The 21,145-nt window shown below is 45.5% G+C and carries 17 protein-coding genes and 1 tRNA gene; 13 read left to right on the top strand and 5 right to left on the bottom strand.

Annotated elements, in window-relative coordinates:
* Positions 1–58 precede the first annotated feature (58 nt).
* The 4 genes from ICN38_RS05980 to ICN38_RS05965 are packed head-to-tail and all read left to right on the top strand — an operon-like array spanning position 59 to position 4,492.
* The gene (locus ICN38_RS05980; RefSeq protein ID WP_216256138.1) at positions 59–2,248 is read left to right on the top strand and encodes a TonB-dependent receptor; all 2,190 of its coding nucleotides are present in this window, start codon (positions 59–61) and stop codon (positions 2,246–2,248) included.
* The gene (locus ICN38_RS05975) at positions 2,248–3,507 is read left to right on the top strand and encodes a sialidase family protein (RefSeq protein WP_216256137.1); all 1,260 of its coding nucleotides are present in this window, start codon (positions 2,248–2,250) and stop codon (positions 3,505–3,507) included. Before ICN38_RS05980 ends, ICN38_RS05975 begins: the two co-directional genes overlap by 1 nt.
* Positions 3,507–3,977 (top strand): TlpA disulfide reductase family protein, encoded by a 471-nt coding sequence (locus ICN38_RS05970; protein WP_216256136.1) that lies wholly within the window; start codon positions 3,507–3,509, stop codon positions 3,975–3,977. Before ICN38_RS05975 ends, ICN38_RS05970 begins: the two co-directional genes overlap by 1 nt.
* Before the next feature lie 32 nt (positions 3,978–4,009).
* A complete protein-coding gene (locus ICN38_RS05965) occupies positions 4,010–4,492 on the top strand; it encodes a copper chaperone PCu(A)C (RefSeq protein WP_216256135.1) in 483 nt (160 codons plus the stop codon).
* Between the two features lie 85 nt (positions 4,493–4,577).
* Here ICN38_RS05965 and ilvD read toward each other — a convergent pair whose 3' ends face one another.
* On the bottom strand, positions 4,578–6,269 hold the full coding sequence (gene ilvD, locus ICN38_RS05960) for a dihydroxy-acid dehydratase (protein ID WP_216256134.1): 1,692 nt from the start codon (positions 6,267–6,269) through the stop codon (positions 4,578–4,580).
* A 229-nt stretch (positions 6,270–6,498) separates the two neighbouring features.
* Here ilvD and ICN38_RS05955 point away from each other — a divergent pair, with 229 nt between their 5' ends.
* Positions 6,499–7,140, top strand: a complete 642-nt coding sequence (locus tag ICN38_RS05955; protein WP_216256132.1) for a response regulator transcription factor — start codon at positions 6,499–6,501, stop codon at positions 7,138–7,140.
* A gap of 66 nt (positions 7,141–7,206) precedes the next feature.
* Positions 7,207–8,181 carry a helix-turn-helix domain-containing protein gene (locus ICN38_RS05950; RefSeq protein WP_216256131.1) on the top strand — a complete coding sequence of 325 codons (975 nt, stop codon included), beginning with the start codon at positions 7,207–7,209 and terminating at the stop codon, positions 8,179–8,181.
* Here the strand turns inward: ICN38_RS05950 and ICN38_RS05945 are convergent, their stop codons facing one another.
* The 3 genes from ICN38_RS05945 to ppa all read right to left on the bottom strand — a co-directional run bounded on the left by ICN38_RS05945 (position 8,182) and on the right by ppa (position 10,790).
* The gene (locus ICN38_RS05945; protein ID WP_216256129.1) at positions 8,182–8,520 is read right to left on the bottom strand and encodes a P-II family nitrogen regulator; all 339 of its coding nucleotides are present in this window, start codon (positions 8,518–8,520) and stop codon (positions 8,182–8,184) included. It lies immediately after the preceding gene.
* An 80-nt stretch (positions 8,521–8,600) separates the two neighbouring features.
* Positions 8,601–10,220, bottom strand: a complete 1,620-nt coding sequence (locus tag ICN38_RS05940; protein ID WP_216256127.1) for an NAD+ synthase — start codon at positions 10,218–10,220, stop codon at positions 8,601–8,603.
* A gap of 33 nt (positions 10,221–10,253) precedes the next feature.
* Entirely contained in the window at positions 10,254–10,790 is a 537-nt protein-coding gene (gene ppa, locus ICN38_RS05935) for an inorganic diphosphatase (protein WP_216256125.1), read from the bottom strand.
* Between the two features lie 171 nt (positions 10,791–10,961).
* Between ppa and ICN38_RS05930 the strand changes: the two genes are divergently transcribed.
* Positions 10,962–13,022, top strand: coding sequence for a sodium-translocating pyrophosphatase (locus ICN38_RS05930; protein ID WP_216256123.1), 2,061 nt, complete (start codon positions 10,962–10,964; stop codon positions 13,020–13,022).
* 68 nt (positions 13,023–13,090) lie between these two features.
* On the opposite strand, the gene trxB is transcribed toward ICN38_RS05930, so the two are convergent.
* Positions 13,091–14,047, bottom strand: coding sequence for a thioredoxin-disulfide reductase (gene trxB / locus ICN38_RS05925; protein WP_216256121.1), 957 nt, complete (start codon positions 14,045–14,047; stop codon positions 13,091–13,093).
* A gap of 39 nt (positions 14,048–14,086) precedes the next feature.
* On the opposite strand from trxB, the gene ICN38_RS05920 reads away from it, so the two are divergent.
* The 6 genes from ICN38_RS05920 (at position 14,087) to ICN38_RS05895 (ending at position 21,135) form a co-directional block, all read left to right on the top strand.
* Positions 14,087–16,390: a DNA translocase FtsK gene (locus ICN38_RS05920; RefSeq protein WP_216256118.1), complete on the top strand. Its 2,304-nt coding sequence runs from the start codon at positions 14,087–14,089 to the stop codon at positions 16,388–16,390.
* Positions 16,350–17,090 (top strand): outer membrane lipoprotein carrier protein LolA, encoded by a 741-nt coding sequence (locus tag ICN38_RS05915; RefSeq protein WP_216256115.1) that lies wholly within the window; start codon positions 16,350–16,352, stop codon positions 17,088–17,090. Before ICN38_RS05920 ends, ICN38_RS05915 begins: the two co-directional genes overlap by 41 nt.
* A 56-nt stretch (positions 17,091–17,146) precedes the next feature.
* Positions 17,147–18,457 carry a serine--tRNA ligase gene (gene serS / locus ICN38_RS05910; RefSeq protein ID WP_216256113.1) on the top strand — a complete coding sequence of 437 codons (1,311 nt, stop codon included), beginning with the start codon at positions 17,147–17,149 and terminating at the stop codon, positions 18,455–18,457.
* Between the two features lie 252 nt (positions 18,458–18,709).
* A tRNA-Ser gene (locus tag ICN38_RS05905) sits at positions 18,710–18,799 on the top strand.
* A 199-nt stretch (positions 18,800–18,998) separates the two neighbouring features.
* A complete protein-coding gene (locus tag ICN38_RS05900) occupies positions 18,999–19,736 on the top strand; it encodes a hypothetical protein (protein ID WP_216256111.1) in 738 nt (245 codons plus the stop codon).
* A gap of 277 nt (positions 19,737–20,013) precedes the next feature.
* A complete protein-coding gene (locus ICN38_RS05895) occupies positions 20,014–21,135 on the top strand; it encodes a zinc-binding dehydrogenase (RefSeq protein ID WP_216256109.1) in 1,122 nt (373 codons plus the stop codon).
* Positions 21,136–21,145 lie beyond the last annotated feature (10 nt).

Raw genomic sequence — 21,145 nt, 5'->3', positions numbered from 1 at the left:
GTCATAGCTTAGCTATGTTTTGGCAACTCAGTTGCCATCAAGTTGTTCGGAGAATTTGATGTTGTTGAAGCAAAAGAAACTCAGTGCTTGCGTCGGGATGTTGTTTGGATCTATATGCCTAAACGTACAAGCGCAAATTGCACCGCCACCAGACTACAACCAAAAGTTGGGTGATGTTGTGGTGAGCGCTACACGTTCAGGCACACCCTTAGATGAGATTCCCTTAAATACCACCATTCTGAATAAAGAGGCCTTAGAAGTATCGCCAGATCAGACGATTGACCAAGTGCTCAAGAATGTTCCAGGTGTAATTCTGAATGACACCCCTTATTACCAAAAAGACCCAACAGGGCAAAGCATTAATGTGCGCGGTTTGGGTAATGCCAGAACGCTAGTATTGATCGATGGTTTGCCTGCTAATGATGCGTTTTATGGAACAGTGCAGTGGAACTTGGTACCGATGTCTGCGATTGATTCCGTGGAATTTATTCGCGGTGGTGTATCGAGTCTATGGGGTAACTATGGCATGGGTGGTGTGATTAACATCAAAACTAAAACGCCAGTTAATAGCCAGCAAGATGCATCAGCAAGCATCGGCGCTTTTGGAACCTATAACGTAGCTGCATCAAAAGACATCATTGCATCTGATGCTCTACAGATGAGGTTCTCTGCGGATTATTTCAATACCAATGGCTACCAAAATATTTCTACTTTGGCGCCTGCAGCTGCCAATAGCATTAAAAATGGCCAGGGCGATGCAGCTTCGCATAACTCCAACGTCAGATTGCAGGGTTACTTTAAGGCAACCCCAGATACCAATGGATTTTTCCGTGTGGGTTATCACACCATGTCTGATTTATCTTCGGGGTATTCATTTGCAACGAATTTAATGCAAGAAACTGATGTGGCGGTAGGAACCACTACGAAGTTGGCTGATCGTGCAAAAGTAGATGTGAACTTTTTCTATGAGAACACCAACTTCAATAAGCAAAATGGTTCAACGACTACTACAAAGTCGAATAATATTGCCGCCAATACACCATATGTCAACGCTACCTATAAAGACCCATACAGTACTGTCGGCGCTTCAGCTCAGTACACTAAAGAGCTGACTGGTGTCATTGATCAATACCTTGTTGGGGTTGATGCCCGCAATATTGCTGGGTCAAACCTGACCAACAATCTAAATAATAATGGAACCGTTGCGGCCGTCAATTATGGGCAGGGCTCACAAACCTTTTTAGGTCTGATGGGGCAGTTAAAGTCTAAGGCGACCTCTTTACCTGTTGAGACAACCTTAGCGGCTCGTGTTGATCAATGGGGAAGCCAAACTCCTACAAGCTATAACGCTGGTATTAATGGCGTAAATCCGAAATATCAAAATGTCCCCAATCAAAGTAAGACGCAAATAAGCCCAACACTTGGGGTTTTGTATAAGGCTACCGATAATTGGGATTTGAGAACGGCTGCGTATCAAGCATTTCATGCACCAGGTTTAAATAACACCTTGCGCTCTTATGGCTCCTCTAGCGGCTACAGCTTTGCAAATCCCAATTTAACTCCAGAGACGATGACGGGTTATGAGGTCGGCACTGACTATCGTTGGAAGGGCGGCTTTGCTCAACTGACTGCATTTAATAATTACATTCAAAATGCCGTAGCTACATACAGCCTCTCTTCTAAGAGTTCCTCTGATGTTGCTTTAGCTAAGAGTTTATGTGGCGCCTCCGGTAATCCGCTAACCGGTAGTGGTAATGTGGGTATCTGTAATTCCGCCAATATTAGTTATTACACCAATAATCAAAACTTATTAAGTCAAGGTCTTGAGTTTCAGTTTCATCACGATATTAATTCTCAATGGGCTACCGATGCGAACTATGCATTCACCAGCACTAAGCTGACCATGAGCGCTACAAGCGACCCAACTGGTAGGCAAGTTGGCGGTGTACCGCAAAATATTCTTGGTGGAGGTTTAACTTATTACCCGATACCTAAAGCGAGTTTGAGTGCGACAGTGCGTTATGTGGGTAGTTCTTGGCTCAATACAGCCAACACTTTGCCGGTTGCATCCTATGCGGTAGTGGGATTGCGTGCTAACTACGAATTTGATAAGAACACAACGATCTATGCATCAGCAGTGAACTTATTGAATCGCCAGTACAACACCTTCGGTACGGGTGGTAGCAATACCAACTATGTTGTTGGCTCTCCACAGGCCATCAGCGTGGGAGCACGTATCATCTTCTAATGATGCAGACACTTAACCCATTTCCTTTGTTATCTTTAGTGCCTAAAACCCTCCTACTAGGGGTTTTAGGCGTTTGCCTCAATTCTTATGCGCAAATGAGTCACTCGAATCATTCAGAGAAAAGCGCTCCCACCAAACCAAGCGCTACATGCCAAGGAGCTGGACTGGAGTGCGCTAATGCGGCCACCCCATTTTTTGCTGCTGATGGCAAATTGCTATTGGCTTGGACGGCTAATGGCGTTGTTTCTGTTGCGAAATCTGCCGATCTGGGCAAATCCTTTGCTCCGGCTACCACTATTGCTGAGCATGGCAAAGCGCTGGATACGGGAAGTGATGCACGCCCACAAATTGTCTCTGATTCAAAAGGTAATGTCTTTTTGGCCTATGCATTTTTTAAGGATTCACAATGGAATGCGCAAATTAACACTGCGCGCTCTAGTGATGGAGGCAATACTTTTAGTGCACCTCAATCATTGGTGCAGGATGGATCAAGTCAACGCTTTCCATCAGTATTGATGAAGGCAGATGATTCTATTTTTATTTCATGGATTGATAAGCGCCTAGTCGCCGCCGCAAAACAGAAGGGTGTACCTCGTCTTGGAGGGTCAATTGCGTATTCCACATCTTATGATGAGGGTAAAACCTTTCAGACTGAAAAATTCGCTAATGAGAGTAGTTGTGAATGTTGCCGAATTGGCGCTAGCCTGGATCCAAAAAATCAAGCAGTCATTGCCTATCGCGCGATATTTCCTGGTGGTATTCGGGATCAGGCGACTCAGTTGATCACATCCAAAGGTACTGAACCGATTCGTCGTGTTGCTGATGATGATTGGAAGACTGATGCTTGTCCTCATCATGGTCCCTCTATTGCTGTTTCGGGATCAGGCAAATTCCATGTGGCATGGTTTACTCAGGGCACTAAGAGAGCCGGAGTGTTTTACGCAAACTCAAGCAATCAGGGTATAAGTTATTCGAATCCAGTCAGAGTTGGTGCAGAGGGGGTTAATGTTGCAAGACCCTATCTCTTGGCAATCGATCGTCAGGTTTGGTTGGTGTGGAAAGAATTTGATGGTAGCGCTTCCTCGGTTTATCTTAAGCATTCTCAGGATGATGGCGTGAGTTGGTCTGAGCCTAAGGTGCTTGCAAAGACAACCGCTTACAGTGATCATCCTTTATTGCTACGACATGATCAAACCGTCTATTTATCCTGGCTTACGCGTGCAGATGGCTATCAATTTATTAAAGTAGGGCATAAGTAATGAACGCATTCAAAAAATATTGGCTAGTTTTCGTACTGATGTTTCTTACGGGTATTGCTGGAGCGGCCACTGCACCTTTAAAGCCTTATCAATCTGGTGATTGGTCTAGCTTAATCAAGACCAGGAATGGAGCGCCGATGGCAATTCATTTTTGGGGCGTCACTTGCCCAGCTTGCGTTAAGGAGATGCCCCAATGGGGGGCTTTTGTAAAGCGCAATCCCAATGCAAAGATTATCTTTATTCAGGTTGATGATGTATCGCCTGAGATGATGCAAAAGATGTTGAATAAAGCCGGCCTTGAGAAGGCGAATAACTACTATCTTGCCTCTTCTTTTGATGAGCGCTTACGGCATGAGATAGATCCTCAGTGGTACGGGGAGACGCCTACAACAATCTTCATCGATAAAAATGGTAAATCTCGTCGAAAAACAGGCCTGATCAATTTTCAAGAATTAGCAAACAAACTTTAAACTGATCCAAAATAAACCAAAGGAGTTACGAGATGAAATCGAATCTACTTATCTCTATCTGTACAGCCATGAGTATCACTATTAGTGGCGCTGCCTTGGCTCAAACGGCAGCTGCTGGAGCAATCAAAATTGAAAATGCCTACACTCGTGCCACCATGCCTGGACAGCAGGTGGCTGGTGGGTTTATGAAGATTGAAAATAAAGGGGCTACTGACCAGCTGGTATCTGCAAGTTCACCAGCAGCAGGCGAAGTACAGCTTCATGAGATGGCTATGGAGGGTAATGTCATGAAAATGCGCCAGTTAAAAGATATTGCGGTTCCTGCAGGGGGTGCGGTGGAATTAAAGCCAGGTGGATTGCATCTCATGTTTATGAATATCAAAGCACCTTTAGCTGCAGGTCAAACTGTGCCAGTGAAACTCAAGTTTGCCAAAGCAGGCGAGGTTGAAGTGAAGATGCCCGTAAATGCGATGGGTGCTCAAGGTGCCGGTCATGGTGGAGCCATGAAGCACTAAGATTTGGATTCAGATTCAGCAGTAATACTAAATTAATAAAAAAGCCCCTAGTTTTACTTAGGGGCTTTTTCTTATACGATTGAACTTAGATTTTTAAATCCAAATCCGTCACCGCACCTTTGCTAGCGCTACTTGCAAGGCTTGCGTACTTGGCTAGTAGGCCACGGGTGTAATGTGGTTTAGGTTGCTTCCAAGCTGCACGACGTTTAGCAATTTCTGCCTCGTCCACATTGAGTTGAATGAGTAACTTGTGCGCATCAATCGTGACAGAGTCACCTTCATTGATGAGTGCAATGACGCCGCCTACATAGGCTTCTGGAGCTACGTGACCCACGACCATACCCCAGGTACCACCAGAGAAGCGGCCATCGGTGATAAGGCCTACAGACTCACCCAAGCCTTGTCCAACCAGGGCAGAGGTAGGCGCAAGCATTTCGCGCATACCAGGACCACCTTTAGGGCCTTCATAACGAATCACGACAATATCGCCATCCTTGATCTTTTGCGCCATGATGGCTGCCATGGCATCATCCTCAGAATCAAAGACGCGTGCAGGTCCAGTGATCGATGGGTTTTTGAGGCCAGTAATTTTGGCAACGCATCCCTCGGGAGAGATATTTCCTTTCAGAATCGCTAAGTGACCTTGCTTATAGAGTGGGTTATCCAAGGTGCGGATGACTTTTTGATCAGCGCGTGGGACAGAAGGTACATCCTTTAATACTTCAGCAATCGTTTTGCCAGTAATCGTGATGCAATCACCGTGCAGAAGACCGCCATCCAATAAAATTTTCATTACTTGAGGAATGCCACCTGCTTGATGCAAATCCGTTGCTAAATAAGTGCCAGATGGCTTCATATCCACAATGACAGGAACGCGTTTACGAATGCGCTCAAAGTCGTCAATCGTCCAATCAATCTCTGCAGCACTTGTGATCGCCAAGAAATGTAATACAGCATTGGTAGAGCCACCAACTGCCATGATCACACTTACTGCATTTTCAATCGACTTTTTAGTGATGATGTCACGGGGGCGCAAGTTTTTCTTAATCGCTTCAACCAAGACAATGGCAGATTCATGAGCACTAGCCACTTTTTCAGCATCTTCGTTCGCCATCGTTGACGAGTAGGGCAGGCTCATACCTAGGGCTTCAAAAGATGAGCTCATCGTGTTGGCTGTATACATACCGCCGCAAGAACCACTTCCAGGACAGGCATTCTGCTCAACACCTTTGAGATCTGCTTCACTTAAGCGTCCAGAAGTAAACTCACCCACTGCTTCAAATGCCGAAACAATATTGAGTTCTTTGCCCTTGAAATGACCAGGCTTAATAGTGCCGCCATAAACATAGATACCAGGTACATTCGTACGAGCTAAGGCCATCATTCCGCCTGGCATATTTTTATCGCAACCACCAATGACTACTACGCCATCCTGCCAAAGTCCATTTACACAAACCTCAATGCTATCGGCAATAACCTCACGAGAGACGAGAGAATATTTCATGCCCTCGGTACCCATACCAATTCCATCGGAAACAGTCGGTGTTCCAAATATTTGCGCTTTTGCGCCAGCCTCTTCCAATGCAGTAACAGCGGCGTCTGCTAATTTTTGTAAACCACTATTACAGGGCGTGATGGTGGAGTGACCGTTAGCAACTCCAACCATTGGCTTCGAAAAATCTGCCTCCTGGTAACCCATTGCGTAATACATTGAACGATTAGGTGCGCGAGCTACCCCTTCGGTGACCATGCGCGAGCGTTCATTTAGGCGTTTCATGCTTATTACTCCAGAAAAGGTTTGTTTCGAAAGGCTCTATTGTGCCGTGAGATGCTATGAAGAGGCAGATCTCTACTTAGGCTGAAAAATAGCCCATTAAATGTTGCGATGCAATACCAAAATTAAAGTTTTTATTGATTTAAATACTAATTGTTGGCTACTAGGCTAAAATCCTTGAGAAAATTACTGGAGTACATTAGCCAATCGTTCACTTTTCCCTTTGAATTCAATGACTAAAGTCGGCCATATCTACTTAATTGATGATGATGAATCAATGCGCAAGTCACTTACCCGAATGTTACGGGAATTGGGTTATTTGGTAGAGGATTACGGATCAGCCGTCGATTTCTTTGAAAAATCGGTTCCTGTGTCCCCGGCGGTCATTCTGTTGGATATGCAGATGCCTGATATGACGGGCTTGGAGTTGCAGGAAAAGCTAATCAAGCTTAAGCGAAAGACGCCGATTGTGTTTGTAAGCGGTCAAAGCCATCCACATCAGATTGTGCAAAGCCTTAAAAAGGGCGCAATGGACTTCTTATTTAAGCCCTTCAACTTGGAAGAGCTATTGAAAGCTGTTGCTGATGCAATTGAGTTTGATGGGCGTCAATTAAAGCGGGCTTCCTTAAATGTTGAGACTAGACGCGAATATGAAAGCCTTACCCCTAGAGAGCGTGAGGTTTGCGGATGGTTAGTAGAGGGACTTTTGAATAAAGATATTGCGGTGAAGTTAGGTACGACCGATGCCACTATCAAGGTCCATAAAGCGCGGGTGATGAGTAAAATGAACGCAGATTCAGTTCAAATGCTGGTAAAGAAGTTTTTGGAATCTGACTTAAGTAATCACCCTCTGAATACTTGGCTGAAAGGCTAATGTCACATGCGCCCATTTAGAATTATTATCGAATTTAACATTGTTAACTGATACAGTGCCTACATAGTGAATAAATCATTCAAACTTCCCGAGATTCGCAAAGAGGCGTTTATACAAGCCAGGGAAAGTCTTGGTTTAAGCACGAAAGAATTGGCCGCTAAAGCCTGTCTATCAAAACCCCAGATTGAGCAAATTGAAAATGGTGAAATGGGCTCTTTTTATAGTGCTCAAATTAAATACACTGCTGCCAAAAAGGTCGCCAGTATTTTGCAACTTAATGAAGATCAGGCATTTGATTTTGCTCAAGTAGATCCACTTATGAAGGAAGTGGCTACGGCTGCACCAACTAAAAAAATCACTGAGGCCCCAGTAAAAGCAATACCCATTGAGACTGCTACACCAGTTGCTAAACCGCAGTTAGCAGTAGAACTACAAGATTTCGTGGTTGAAAAAGGTAGCAATAAAACGCCTTCAACCAATTCCTCTCAAAAGAAATTAATACTGCTGCTGAGCTTGGCTGCAGCAGTTGTCTTTTCAGTTATTAATTTGCGCCCACTGTTTTTTCCTGAGCAGCCTAAAGAAGAGTTGGTGGTAGTTCAAGAGGTGGCACCTGTAGAGCCACCCCCAGTGAGTGATCCTCCTGTGGCGGAAGAGAAAGCGATTAGTCCAATGCCAGTAGTAGCAGCTGCTAGCCCAGCTGTCACGACGGATTGCCCGCCCGCAGAGTCCGCACCCACTACTTACAAATCTGACGCTCCTAAGAAACCGGGTGATTTGGTCTATGTACTGTCTAAGACAGCGCAAATGGTATGTGTGATTGATGTATTGGGTAAGGTGCAGAGTAAACAGTTGGAGCCCGGTGTGGGGGTCAGTGTTTATGGCAAAGCACCATTCAAGGTGTTGACTGCTGGCTTGGATCAGGTCGACTTATATTACCAAGGGTCTAAAGTAAGACCATCAAATCCTACTGGAAAAACGATTGTATTGGAGTCGGCTGAATTTCCTCAGCCTTTAGCTCCAACAGATTCTCAATTGCGTTAATTAAACCGCTGACTCGTTCGTTTCGCCAGTGCGAATACGAATAACTTGCTCTACTGCAGTAACGAAAATTTTTCCATCACCAATTTTTCCAGTGCGAGCAGCCTTGGTAATGGCTTCGATTGCAACTTCTACACGATCGGTCGGAACGACAGCCTCTACTTTGACCTTGGGCAAAAAGTCGACAACGTATTCAGCGCCACGGTAGAGTTCGGTGTGACCTTTTTGACGACCAAAGCCTTTAACTTCAGTGACGGTCAATCCAGTTACGCCTACTTCAGCTAATGCCTCGCGAACCTCGTCGAGTTTGAACGGTTTAATGATTGATGTAATTAATTTCATTTATTCCCCCTAATACAGTAATCATACCTAGAACTGGAGCTAGCTAGCAAATTGGGTAAATTTTCCTGCCAAGACTCTTCTTAGGCTCTAAATTGTGAAGTAATGGGATAGCGCCAATCACGCCCAAAGGCCCGAGTTGTCACGCGGACCCCAGGAGGAGCCTGACGTCGCTTGTATTCATTCAGTTTAATGAGGCGGGTCACTTTTTCAACACTTTCTGGGTCAAACCCAGCGGCAATGATTTGGGCAATCGATTGGTTCTGCTCCATATATCGCTCGACAATCCCATCTAAGATTTCATAGGAAGGCAAGCTATCTTGGTCAGTTTGATCTGGGCGCAATTCTGCTGAAGGGGCGCGCGTCAAAATGCGCTCCGGAATGATAGGGGTCATTTGATTGCGGTAAGCACACAGACGATAAACCAAAGTCTTGGCAATATCTTTAATCACAGCAAAGCCACCAGCCATATCGCCATAAAGTGTGCAATAACCCACAGCCATTTCACTCTTATTACCAGTGGTTAACACAAGACGACCAGTTTTATTGGAGAGCGCCATGAGTAATGTGCCGCGCACGCGTGCTTGAATATTTTCTTCAGTAGCGTCAATCTTCAAGCCTTTAAATTGCTCCGATAAAGATTGCTCAAGCGCATCGACTGGTCCACTAATAGGAATCTCATCGTATTGCACCCCAAGATTTTTTGCCATTTCACGGGCATCAATCCAAGAGATGTCAGCTGTATAACGTGAGGGCATCATTACGGCGCGTACTTTATCTGCACCTAAGGCATCCACGGCAATCGCTAATACCAATGCAGAATCTACGCCACCAGATAAGCCAATAATGACACCTGGAAAACGATTTTTATTGACATAGTCACGTACACCCAATACAAGCGCTTGATACGCTTGGGCTTCAACACTTTGAGGTAGGGTAATCAAGCCTTTTTCAAGTTGCGCAGCAGAATTCATCTCTACTATTCCTAGGCCCATTTCAAACTGAGGCATAGACATCACCACTTCACCTTTGCCATTTAAGGCAAATGAGCCGCCATCAAAGACCAATTCATCTTGCCCACCAACAGCATTGACATATACCAGGGGCATCTCAGTGAGCTGAATATGCTGGCGCAGTACTTCAATGCGTAAGGCCTCTTTTTTGAGGTGATAGGGCGATGCATTAGGAACAAGCAATACTTGCGCGCCTGCCGCGTGTGCTTGTTTTGCAGGGCCTGTATGCCACGCGTCCTCACACAAAATCAGTCCGTAGCGAATACCTTCGCATTCAAAAACACATGCTTGATTACCAGGCACAAAGTAGCGCACCTCATCAAAGACTTCATGATTGGGTAATTCTTGTTTGGCATAGCCAGCAATCACTTTGCCATTTTGTAAGACAGAAGCAAAGTTCAGTAGTCCAGTAGCAGTTTGTTTAGGATGGCCAACGATGACAGTCAGAGCGCGATGTTGTTCAAGCTTTTGCATTAATAGATCAAGCTCCTGCTGAGCCGCTTCAATAAAAGCAGGGCGGAGCAATAAATCTTCAGGAGGATAGCCAGTGAGCGAGAGCTCTGGTGTTACTACAAGCTTGGCGCCTAGGGAGAAGGCCTCAAGAGCGGCTGTGTAAATGAGCTGCGCGTTACCAGCCAAATCACCCAAGAGTGGGTTGATTTGGGCTAGGGCAATTTTTTGCGAGCTCACTTCAATTCACAAAGCCTTTTCCAAAAAATGAAATTATTTAGCTTCTTTGTTGTAACGGTCGATACCTTCCAGAATTTCTTGATGGGCATCGGCAACGCCACCCCAACCGCTGACTTTTACCCACTTACCTGGCTCGAGATCTTTGTAATGCTCGAAGAAGTGTTGGATTTGGTTCAAACGTAATGGGTTGATATCTTCTGGTTTTTGCCAGTGGGTGTAGATCGGCAAAATCTTATCTTCTGGTACGGCTAATAATTTTGCATCTTGACCAGCTTCATCTTCCATTTTGAGTAGGCCGAGTGCACGGCAACTTACTACCACACCAGGAATGAGTGGAAAGGGAGTAATGACGAGAACATCTACTGGATCTCCATCACCTGCAATGGTTTTATTAATATAGCCATAGTTACATGGATAGTGCATTGCGGTACCCATAAATCGGTCAACGAAAATAGCGCCACTTTCCTTATCTACTTCATACTTAATTGGATCAGCATTCATTGGGATTTCAATAATGACGTTGAAGCTCTCTGGGATCTTTTTGCCGGGCTTGACGTTGTCGAGACTCATAAATACTCCGAATAAGGATTAGTAAATACCCTGATCCTTGCTAAGGAGCACAGGGGTAATTCTGCTACATACTGATGAAGCTTTAGGACCCTAGTTTAAAGCTTTCGAAAACCAGCAGTCCTAAGCGCTAGAGATACAAAACAAAAAAGATCAATTTTAGGGAGTTCAAGCATGAGTAATGTCACTTTAGGCTTGTATTTTGCCTTGGCGTGCGGTGTCCTGGCCGTGATTTACGGTTTTGTGATGCGCCGCTGGATTTTGAAGCAAAGTACGGGCAATGCCAAAATGCAAGAGATTGCCGAGGCTATTCAGCAGGGAGCAGCAGCCTACCTTTCTCGCCAATATAAAACGATCGCCATCGTCGGCGTGGTTCTCACGATTTTGATGGCACTCTTTTTGGACTTTGCTACCGCGATTGGTTTTGTGGTCGGTGCAGTGCTATCTGGTGCTTGCGGCTTTATTGGAATGAATGTGTCAGTTCGTGCCAATGTACGCACTGCAGAAGCTGCTACTAAAGGAATGAATGAGGCCTTAAATGTAGCCTTCAAAGGCGGCGCTATTACCGGCATGCTGGTTGTAGGCTTAGGTCTGTTAGGTGTTGGTCTCTTCTTTATGTTCCTCGTATCGATTGGTACTGGCCAAGACCTTTCTTCAGTATTGCATCCACTGATTGGTTTGGCATTTGGATCTTCCTTGATTTCTATTTTTGCTCGTCTTGGTGGCGGTATCTTTACTAAAGGTGCAGACGTTGGCGCTGACTTGGTTGGCAAGGTTGAAGCCGGCATTCCAGAAGATGATCCCCGTAACCCAGCTGTGATTGCCGATAACGTTGGTGACAACGTAGGCGATTGTGCTGGTATGGCAGCAGACTTATTTGAGACATATGCGGTGACATTGATTGCTACGATGGTGCTTGGATCCTTAGTAGTCACTGGCGCACCAGTTGCAGCAATTGTTTATCCATTAGTTCTAGGTGGTGTATCCATCATTGCTTCGATTATTGGTTGCTCCTTTGTTAAGGCAACTCCTGGCATGAGAAACGTGATGCCAGCTTTATATAAAGGCTTGATCATCGCTGGTGGACTGTCATTAATCGCTTTCTACTTTGTGACCAACTTCATCATGCCTGATGATGCATTGGGCATTCCTGGAAGCCAGTGGCGTTTATTTGCTGCAACTGTAGTAGGTCTCTTATTGACTGCAGGATTGGTTTGGATTACTGAGTACTACACCGGTACGCAGTTCAAGCCTGTTCAGCATATTGCTGAAGCTTCTACTAAAGGGCACGGTACCAACATCATTGCGGGTTTAGGTATTTCCATGAAGTCAACAGCATATCCAGTGCTCTTTGTATGTGCAGCTATTTACGCAGCATATTGGCTAGCTGGTTTATATGGCATTGCAATTGCAGCTACTGCCATGTTATCAATGGCAGGTATTGTGGTGGCATTGGACGCCTATGGTCCGATTACCGACAATGCTGGTGGTATTGCAGAGATGGCAGGTTTGCCACAAGCAGTGCGTGACATTACTGATCCATTAGATGCAGTAGGTAACACTACTAAAGCAGTGACAAAAGGTTACGCGATTGGATCTGCTGGCCTTGCATCATTAGTACTGTTTGCTGACTACACCCATGCATTAGAAGGTATTGGTCAACAAGTTTCTTTTGATCTGTCCAATCATATGGTGATCATTGGCCTCTTTATTGGCGGCATGATTCCTTATTTGTTTGGTGCGATGGCGATGGAAGCGGTGGGTCGTTGTGCTGGTGCTGTGGTTGAAGAAGTGCGCCGCCAGTTCCGCGATATTCCAGGAATCATGGAAGGTACCGCTAAGCCAGAGTACGGTAAGGCAGTCGACATGCTGACATCAGCTGCGATTAAAGAAATGATCATTCCTTCACTCTTGCCTGTAGTAGCTCCGATTGTGGTTGGACTCTTATTGGGACCTGCTGCATTAGGTGGTTTGTTAATGGGTACGATCGTGACTGGATTGTTTGTTGCAATCTCGATGTGTACAGGTGGTGGCGCTTGGGATAATGCGAAGAAATATATCGAAGAAGGTAACTTCGGCGGTAAAGGCTCTGAAGCGCATAAAGCAGCAGTGACCGGTGACACTGTAGGTGACCCTTACAAAGACACCGCTGGTCCTGCAGTGAACCCACTGATTAAGATCATTAACATTGTGGCGCTCTTGATCGTGCCACTCTTGCCAGTGATTAGCCGTTAAGCAATAAACGCATTAAACAAAACGCCTAGCAATGCTAGGCGTTTTTTTATTCCTGAGTTAATTAAAACTTAGGACAATGTTTCCAGATATCGCTGTGCATCTAGTGCAGCCATACAACCTGTGCCTGCGCTCGTAATCGCTTGACGGTAAATATGGTCTTGTACATCGCCTGAAGCAAACACACCAGGGATATTGGTAGCGGTTGCATTGCCTTCTAAACCTGAGTGGGTTTTGATATAGCCGTTATGCATATCTAACTGGCCAATAAAGAGTTCAGTGTTGGGTTTATGGCCAATGGCGATAAAGGCGCCAGTCACTGCAATGTCTTCAGTGCTGCCATCTTGCTGCTTGATACGCACACCAGTAACTCCTTTTTCATCGCCAAGAACTTCATCTAGTGTTGAGTTCAGTTTGAGTTCCACTTTACCTTCAGCAACCTTTGCCATGAGACGATCATTCAAAATGGGTTCGGCACGGAATTTATCGCGACGATGAATCACGGTCACTTTCTTTGCAATGCCAGTGAGGTAGAGGGCTTCTTCAACAGCTGTATTGCCGCCACCTACTACGCAAACATCTTGATTGCGATAGAAGAAGCCATCGCAAGTTGCGCAGCCAGAAACACCGCGACCCATAAATGCTTCTTCACTTGGTAAGCCAATATATTGAGCAGAGGCGCCAGTAGAAATAATCAGAGCATCGCAGGTATAGGTGCCCGAATCACCAACTAAGCGAATGGGTTTTTCTGTGAGGGCTGCCGTATGAATGTGGTCAAAAATGATCTCAGTATTAAAGCGCTCAGCATGCTTTAAAAAGCGCTCCATCAATTCTGGGCCCTGGACGCCGTCAGGGTCAGCTGGCCAGTTTTCTACGTCGGTAGTGGTCATTAATTGACCGCCTTGAGCTAGGCCTGTAATCAGGGTGGGCTTCAAATTAGCCCTCGCAGCGTAAACCGCCGCTGTATAGCCAGCAGGGCCAGATCCGAGGATAAGTACTTTAGAGTGTTTGGGTGTATTTGTAGTCATATGTAAATTATAGGTTTGCTTGTTTACAATCGGTAGAACATGGCAAGAACCGCATACCCGAAGTCCAAAATTCCAGTACCCCCTGATAACACGGGGCAGGGTAGGATGCCCCGCCTCCTGCTGGAGGCCCGCTGGTTTATCTCTTTGGGTCTGTGCCTCGGTTTATTTGCTATTTTGCTGACTTATTCCAAGGCTGACCCTGCTTGGTCACATGCTAGCTTTGAGGCTCCCAAGAACTTGGGCGGCCGTTTTGGGGCTTATTTAGCCGATTTATTGCTTTATATCTTCGGTATTTCTGCATTTTGGTGGGTAGCCCTGTTTGGGCGCCGTGTTCTCAATGGTTGGCGTGAGCTTTGGAGCATCCCTTTGCCCCCGGATCCAGATGCCAAGCCTGATTCACTAATAGTGCGTTGGCTGGGCTTTGGGCTGACTTTAATCTGCAGCATGGGTCTTGAGTCTATTCGGCTCCATTCTCTTAGCTGGGAGCTCCCCAGGCCGCCTGGTGGCATTTTGGGTGAATTGATCGGTGATCCATTGCAGATGTCCCTAGGATTTACTGGGGCAACCATTGTTTTGCTGTTTGGTCTGTGTGCAGGCCTTTCCTTATTCCTGCATTTTTCTTGGTTAGATGTTGCTGAAAAAGTAGGGCGCTTTTTGGAGGTTTCTTTTCACCGCATTCGTGAACGTCGCGATAGCGAAGCCGATCGCAAGATGGGCGAAGTAGCTGCTGAAGAGCGTGAAGAGTTTGTAGAAGTGTTTAGAAGTCGCGTTGAAGTTGCTGCACCAGTACAGATTGTGCGTGCGCCAATAGAAATTCCGAAGAGCGCGCGCGTTGAACGTGAAAAACAACAACCTCTGTTTGTGGATATTCCCGATTCTGAATTGCCACCATTGGCATTGTTAGATCCCGTTCCCGAAGTAAAAGAAACCATCTCTGCAGAAGTATTGGAATTTACTTCCCGCTTAATCGAGCGTAAGTTGGCTGAATTTGGTGTGCAAGTCACCGTAATCGCTGCTTATCCTGGTCCTGTTGTCACTCGTTATGAGATTGATCCCGCCGTTGGTGTCAAGGGCAGTCAAATTGTCAATCTCTCTCGTGACTTAGCGCGTGCACTTGGCGTGGTCAGTATGCGGGTTGTAGAAACAATTCCTGGCAAGACCTGTATGGCATTGGAATTACCAAATCCAACGCGTCAGTCTGTCTATCTATCGGAGATTTTGACATCTCAGGTGTACAACGATAACCATTCATTATTAACACTGGCCTTAGGTAAAGATATTTCTGGCAGTCCAATGGTTGCTGACTTAGCAAAGATGCCGCATTGCTTAGTAGCAGGTACCACAGGCGCTGGTAAGTCGGTCGGTATAAATGCCATGATTCTCTCGCTGCTCTTTAAGGCTAAGCCTGATGAGGTAAGACTCATCATGATTGATCCTAAGATGCTAGAGATGGCCATGTATGACAAGATCCCACATTTGCTTTGCCCAGTGGTAACTGATATGAAGCAAGCCTACAACGCGCTCAATTGGGCCGTGAATGAAATGGAACGTCGCTACAAACTGATGAGTAAGTTTGGTGTGCGTAACTTGGCTGGTTTTAATAAGAAGATTCTTGAGGCTGAAGAAAAGGGTGAGAAGCTTACCAATCCATTTAGCTTGACTCCTGAAGATCCAGAGCCGATCTACAAAGCGCCTGTCATCGTAATCGTGATTGACGAGTTGGCAGACTTGATGATGGTATCGGGCAAGAAGATTGAAGAGCTCATCGCGCGTATCGCACAAAAGGCTCGTGCAGCAGGAATTCACCTGGTATTGGCAACACAGCGTCCAAGCGTAGATGTGATTACTGGCTTGATTAAGGCTAACGTGCCAACCCGTATCTCATTTCAAGTCAGTAGCAAGATTGATAGCCGAACCATTTTGGATCAACAGGGTGCAGAGGCGCTACTTGGTATGGGCGACATGCTTTATATGGCACCGGGTACAGGTTTACCGGTTCGCGTTCATGGCGCCTTTGTGTCGGATGATGAAGTGCATCGGGTAGTCGAGTGGCTTAAAGAAAAAGGCGATGCTAACTATATTGACGGTGTCCTCGAAGGTGCTGATGAATCCAGTATGGATGCACTGACTGGGGAAGGTGGCGGTGAATCTGATCCACTCTACGATCAAGCTGTTGCCATCGTTCTGGAAAATAAGCGCCCATCGATCTCCTTAGTACAGCGTCACTTACGGATCGGTTACAACCGAGCTGCACGCTTACTCGAGGATATGGAAAAAGCAGGCCTGGTATCGAAGATGGGCAATGGCGGCAATCGCGAGATTCTGCATCGCCCCTCTGAATAAGGCAGCAATCTTGTACTCATCTTTCTTGAAGATTGCATGCTCTATAGCAATCTCACTCTTAACTATCTTAGCGACTAATAGTGCTTTCGCACAAGTAGAAAGTGGCGTAGATCAATTACGTCAATTTGTGCGTAACTCTAAAACTGCTGAAGGTGATTTTGTACAACAGCAGTTGCGCGCACCCAAAGCGAATGAGCCGCAAGATAAGGGATTGAAAGTAGTGCGCGAGACCCGTGGACATTTTGTATTTCAGCGGCCAGGTCGATTCGTTTGGGATACGCAAAAGCCCTACGAACAGAAACTGATTACCGATGGTAAGCAACTTATCTTATGGGATAAGGATTTAAATCAAGCGACCTTTAGGCCTGCAGGACAAGCCCTTTCAGCAACGCCTGCAGCCATCTTGTTTGGTGAGACTTCTTTGGATCAGAATTTTGATTTAGTTGAGGGAGAAGAGCGCTTAGGAATGAAGTGGGTTGCTTTAGTACCTAAAAAGAATCCCAATGCGAAGAATGATCAGCCCTATACCAAAATCTCCGTGGGTATGGTCAATGGTTTGCCAAGAGCGCTTGAATTGCTTGATGGCTTAGGTAGCGTAGTTCTGGTGACTTTGGACAAAATCCAACTGAATGTGAATTTGCCAGTAAATCGCTTTACTTTTGCCCCACCTGCGGGCGCAGAGGTCTTACGCTTAAACTAGAGCCTAATTAGCGCTAAAGACCTAGAACGAACTACCCTAAACCAATAGAGCATTAGATGATTGATCCGCAATTACTCCGCAAAGATATCGCCGCTGTTCAGGCGCGCTTAGCGACTCGCAAATTCCAATTAGATGTTGAGAAATTCAACGCCCTGGAATCTGAGCGAAAATCTTTGCAAACACGTACCGAAGAACTGCAAGCTAAGCGCAATCAATTAGCCAAAGCCATTGGTATGAAAAAAGGTAAGGGCGAGGATGCGTCTGCTGAAATGGCAGAAGCAAATCAGATCAATGTGGATATGGAATCTGGATCAAGCCGTCTCAGTATTTTGCAGACAGAGATTGCTGATTTCTTGATGGGCATTCCAAATCTGCCTGACGCATCTGTGCCAACCGGTAAGGATGAGACTGAGAATCAAGAGTTAAAACGTTGGGGCGAGCAGCCTATTTTTGATTTCGAGATAAAAGATCATGTGGATCTTGGTGGCCCCCTCGGTTTAGATTTTGAAGTTGCGGCCAAAATTAGTGGCTCACGTTTTGTGGTGCTCAAGGGGCCGATTGCGAGATTGCATCGCGCCTTAGCGCAATTCATGCTCGATACCCACACAACTCATCATGATTACCAAGAGGTGTATACACCCTATATGGTGAATGCCGCCTCAATGCGCGGTACTGGTCAGTTACCAAAGTTTGAAGAAGATCTATTTAAAGTCCCTCGTCAAATGGGTGGTGAGGATGGAAATGGAGAGGCTAAAACTGAAAACTTCTACCTCATTCCAACAGCAGAAGTACCCGTGACAAATTTAGTCAGAGATGAGATTGTGAATGCCGATGATCTCCCCATGAAATTTGTAGCGCATACCCCATGTTTTCGCTCAGAAGCTGGAAGTTACGGGCGCGATGTGCGCGGCATGATTCGTCAACATCAGTTTGACAAAGTCGAGTTGGTGCAAATCACCAAACCAGAAGATTCGATGCAAGCCCTAGAAGATCTTACTGGACATGCTGAAAGAATCTTAGAGCTCCTCGAATTGCCATACAGAAAAGTATTACTCTGTACAGGAGATATGGGATTTGGAAGTACTAAGACTTATGACTTAGAAGTGTGGGTGCCCTCACAAAATGCTTATCGTGAAATTAGCTCCTGCTCAAACATGGGTGACTTTCAAGCAAGACGTATGCAAGCTAGATTTAAAGTAGGGCAAGGCAAACCAGAATTACTTCACACCTTAAATGGTTCAGGACTTGCTGTAGGCAGAGCATTAGTTGCGCTACTAGAAAATAAACAGCAAGTGGACGGCAGCATTGCGATACCTAAAGCGCTGCAGCCTTATTTGGGTGGTTTGGAAGTGCTTAAGTCGATTTAATGGCTAGTTCGTAGCGGGGCTCAGATCGGACCTCATTCATAACTGAGGTGCCCATCTTCATAGAGGCTCTATGCCTTCTAAGTTCTTGAGCAAACTTTTTTCTATCAAATGGAGGCTTGGTTAATTTATTCTGGTTTAGGTTTTTACTCATAGTGTGATTATTAGATTCTCACTACCTAAATTCAAGAGATTTAAGTCCCTTGTAGTTGCACGGATATTTTAGGCATGCCCGCTATAATTGCCCTTCGGTTCGGAGAGGTGGCAGAGTGGTCGAATGTACCTGACTCGAAATCAGGCGTACTGTCAAAGGTACCGAGGGTTCGAATCCCTCCCTCTCCGCCAAATTGTCAATAGATAAAAGGTCCACTCAGCACCTTCATCTTCGTGTGCCTTAGAATAAATATTCCAATACAGATAGTTCTTGAACATGATATTTAGAATCCTTATTATTTTCTTTCTCTTGATTCCCACCTATTCCTTTTCACAGGTCACCAATAGCTCGGCTTCAGTCAAAAAAAGTAATAGTGATATTGCTTATGAAATGACTAATCCTTTATCTGACTTACAGCTTGTTTCATTGCAGTGGAATCACAATAGGGGTTTAGGAACAAATCAAGCGGGCACTGATCAAACTCTTCAATTTGGGCCTCGATTTAAGGTAGACGTATCTGAAAATTGGAATGCAATTACACGTGTCAAGGTGAATGGAGTGAAAGTCCAGAATGTAAATGGTATTAATAATGCAGGAATGGGTCCAACCCAAATTGAAACCTTCTTTACACAAAAATCCGATAAAACAGGAGTCTGGGGCGCAGGTCCCTTTATTCAAGCTCCAGCTGGAGAAAGTGGAGATTTTGGAAGTAGACAATGGGGCGGTGGTATACGAGCAGTTTTTGTTACGAAGCCTAAGCCATGGACTTTTGGAATATTAACTTACCAGTCATGGAATATGGGTGGTTCAGCTGGCGCAGGCACTTTGAGAAGCCCTAGCACTGGAACTACTAATGTATTTTCAGCATGGCCTTTTATGGCTTTTGTCACTGAAAATGCTTGGGTATATTCACTTGATAGTGAATCAAGTTATAACTACGATGCTCGAAGAACCTTTAATCCCATTAATGCTGGCATTGGCAAAGTAGTTCGCATCGGAGAAGTACCTGTTGAATTTTCTGTTGGGGCAAGATATATCGCTAGCGGGTATCCTGCCACCTTACAGTATCCGGGAACTCCACGGGGTTGGGGTGCTAGAGCACAGCTTACTTTTGTACTTAGCGAATAAAAAATGTTTGGTTCGAAGTGATTCCTCAAGCCCCCCTTTTTCTGCAGAAGATAAGTGGATAAAGACCGCCCCTGAATTCTATTGCAGCGCACTAATTTCGTTAATGACCCCAGCTCCTGCAGCCTGAACTCAACCCCAACTAGGGTTTTCTTGGATAAATCCACGAACTTGTGTCACATAGTGATGGAAGCCCTAATAAAGCATTGCTTATCAATTTTCAATTGCTTAGAGTAGTCCCGTAGCAGTTCAATAAGCTCAATGTGGATAGGAGAATGCAATGGATGTAAAAAATAAATTGATGGATATTCCAAAGACCATGAAGGCATGGGTATTGGGTGATCCAGATACTTTAACTTTAGTAGAAAAACCCGTTCCAGAGCCAGGACCAGCAGAAGTCCTAGTCAGGATTGATGCGATTGCGGTTTGCGCGACCGATCTTGAAATTATTCACCGCGGCCCACCAGCCATGATTCAAGGTGGTTTGCCATTTAATAAAAACTTTACCCCTGGCCATGAATATATGGGCACTGTTGTTAAACTCGGCAAAGGTGTCGATGAATTTGAAATTGGCGATCGAGTAGCGGTTGAGATTCATGCGGGTTGCGGTCGCTGCGAGCGTTGTCGCGAAGGTATGTATACCTCTTGTTTGAATTATGGAAAAAATTACGGTGACGTTGATAAAGGTCACCGGGCCAATGGATTCACAACTGATGGCGGATTCTTGGAATATGCTGTCAATAACGTGAACACCTTAGTTCATGTTCCTGATGATATGTCGGACGAAGAGGCAACTCTGATTGTGACTGCAGGTACAGCCATGTATGGTCTAGACGTTACCGCAGGTTTAATTGCAGGTCAGTCAGTCGTGGTAATGGGTCCCGGCCCAATTGGCTTAATGGGAGTTGGCGTTGCCAAAGCCTTAGGTGCTAGCGAGGTTATTCTGACTGGAACTCGTGACAATCGTCTAGAGATCGGTAAAAAGCTCGGCGCTGATTACACCATCAACGTTACCAAAGAAGATGCCGTTGCCAAGGTTAAAGAGTACACAAATGGTGGTGCGCATTATGTATTGGAATGTTCTGGCGCCCCAAATGCTGTAAATGATGCCGCAAACATGCTGCGTCGTGGTGGCCGAATTTGTTTAGCAGCCTTTCCAGGTGAACCAGTTCCAGTAGATATCGCTGCATTAGTGCGAAACAATATCTATCTCTACGGTATTCGTGGTGAAGGTAGAAGTGCTACCCACAGAGCGGCATCATTAATGGCTCAAAAGAGGTTCCCTGCTAAGTTAGTTCACACACATACCTTCCCATTGGAAGATGTGCCTACTGCATTGAGATATGCGCGTGAGCGTATTGAGGATGCAATTAAGGTAGTTGTGAAGATGCGCAAAGACTAGGCAGTCATTA

Origin of the sequence: Polynucleobacter sp. AP-Melu-500A-A1 (assembly GCF_018882125.1) — a bacterium.
Lineage (GTDB): Bacteria > Pseudomonadota > Gammaproteobacteria > Burkholderiales > Burkholderiaceae > Polynucleobacter.
The sequence above is the reverse complement of the archived record's forward strand: the minus strand, read 5'-3'. Positions and strand labels throughout refer to the sequence as shown.

Bases quoted from the DNA above. Each gene is read 5' to 3' on its own strand.
- ICN38_RS05965 (WP_216256135.1), top strand. From the start codon at position 4,010: ATGAAATCGAATCTACTTATCTCTATCTGTACAGCCATGAGTATCACT.
- ICN38_RS05975 (WP_216256137.1), top strand. From the start codon at position 2,248: ATGATGCAGACACTTAACCCATTTCCTTTGTTATCTTTAGTGCCTAAA.
- ICN38_RS05915 (WP_216256115.1), top strand. From the start codon at position 16,350: ATGGCGGCAATCGCGAGATTCTGCATCGCCCCTCTGAATAAGGCAGCA.
- ICN38_RS05920 (WP_216256118.1), top strand. From the start codon at position 14,087: ATGGCAAGAACCGCATACCCGAAGTCCAAAATTCCAGTACCCCCTGAT.
- ppa (WP_216256125.1), bottom strand. From the start codon at position 10,790: ATGAGTCTCGACAACGTCAAGCCCGGCAAAAAGATCCCAGAGAGCTTC.
- ICN38_RS05945 (WP_216256129.1), bottom strand. From the start codon at position 8,520: ATGAAATTAATTACATCAATCATTAAACCGTTCAAACTCGACGAGGTT.
- ICN38_RS05980 (WP_216256138.1), top strand. From the start codon at position 59: ATGTTGTTGAAGCAAAAGAAACTCAGTGCTTGCGTCGGGATGTTGTTT.
- ICN38_RS05895 (WP_216256109.1), top strand. From the start codon at position 20,014: ATGGATGTAAAAAATAAATTGATGGATATTCCAAAGACCATGAAGGCA.
- ICN38_RS05970 (WP_216256136.1), top strand. From the start codon at position 3,507: ATGAACGCATTCAAAAAATATTGGCTAGTTTTCGTACTGATGTTTCTT.
- ICN38_RS05930 (WP_216256123.1), top strand. From the start codon at position 10,962: ATGAGTAATGTCACTTTAGGCTTGTATTTTGCCTTGGCGTGCGGTGTC.
- serS (WP_216256113.1), top strand. From the start codon at position 17,147: ATGATTGATCCGCAATTACTCCGCAAAGATATCGCCGCTGTTCAGGCG.
- trxB (WP_216256121.1), bottom strand. From the start codon at position 14,047: ATGACTACAAATACACCCAAACACTCTAAAGTACTTATCCTCGGATCT.
- ICN38_RS05900 (WP_216256111.1), top strand. From the start codon at position 18,999: ATGACTAATCCTTTATCTGACTTACAGCTTGTTTCATTGCAGTGGAAT.
- ICN38_RS05955 (WP_216256132.1), top strand. From the start codon at position 6,499: ATGACTAAAGTCGGCCATATCTACTTAATTGATGATGATGAATCAATG.
- ilvD (WP_216256134.1), bottom strand. From the start codon at position 6,269: ATGAAACGCCTAAATGAACGCTCGCGCATGGTCACCGAAGGGGTAGCT.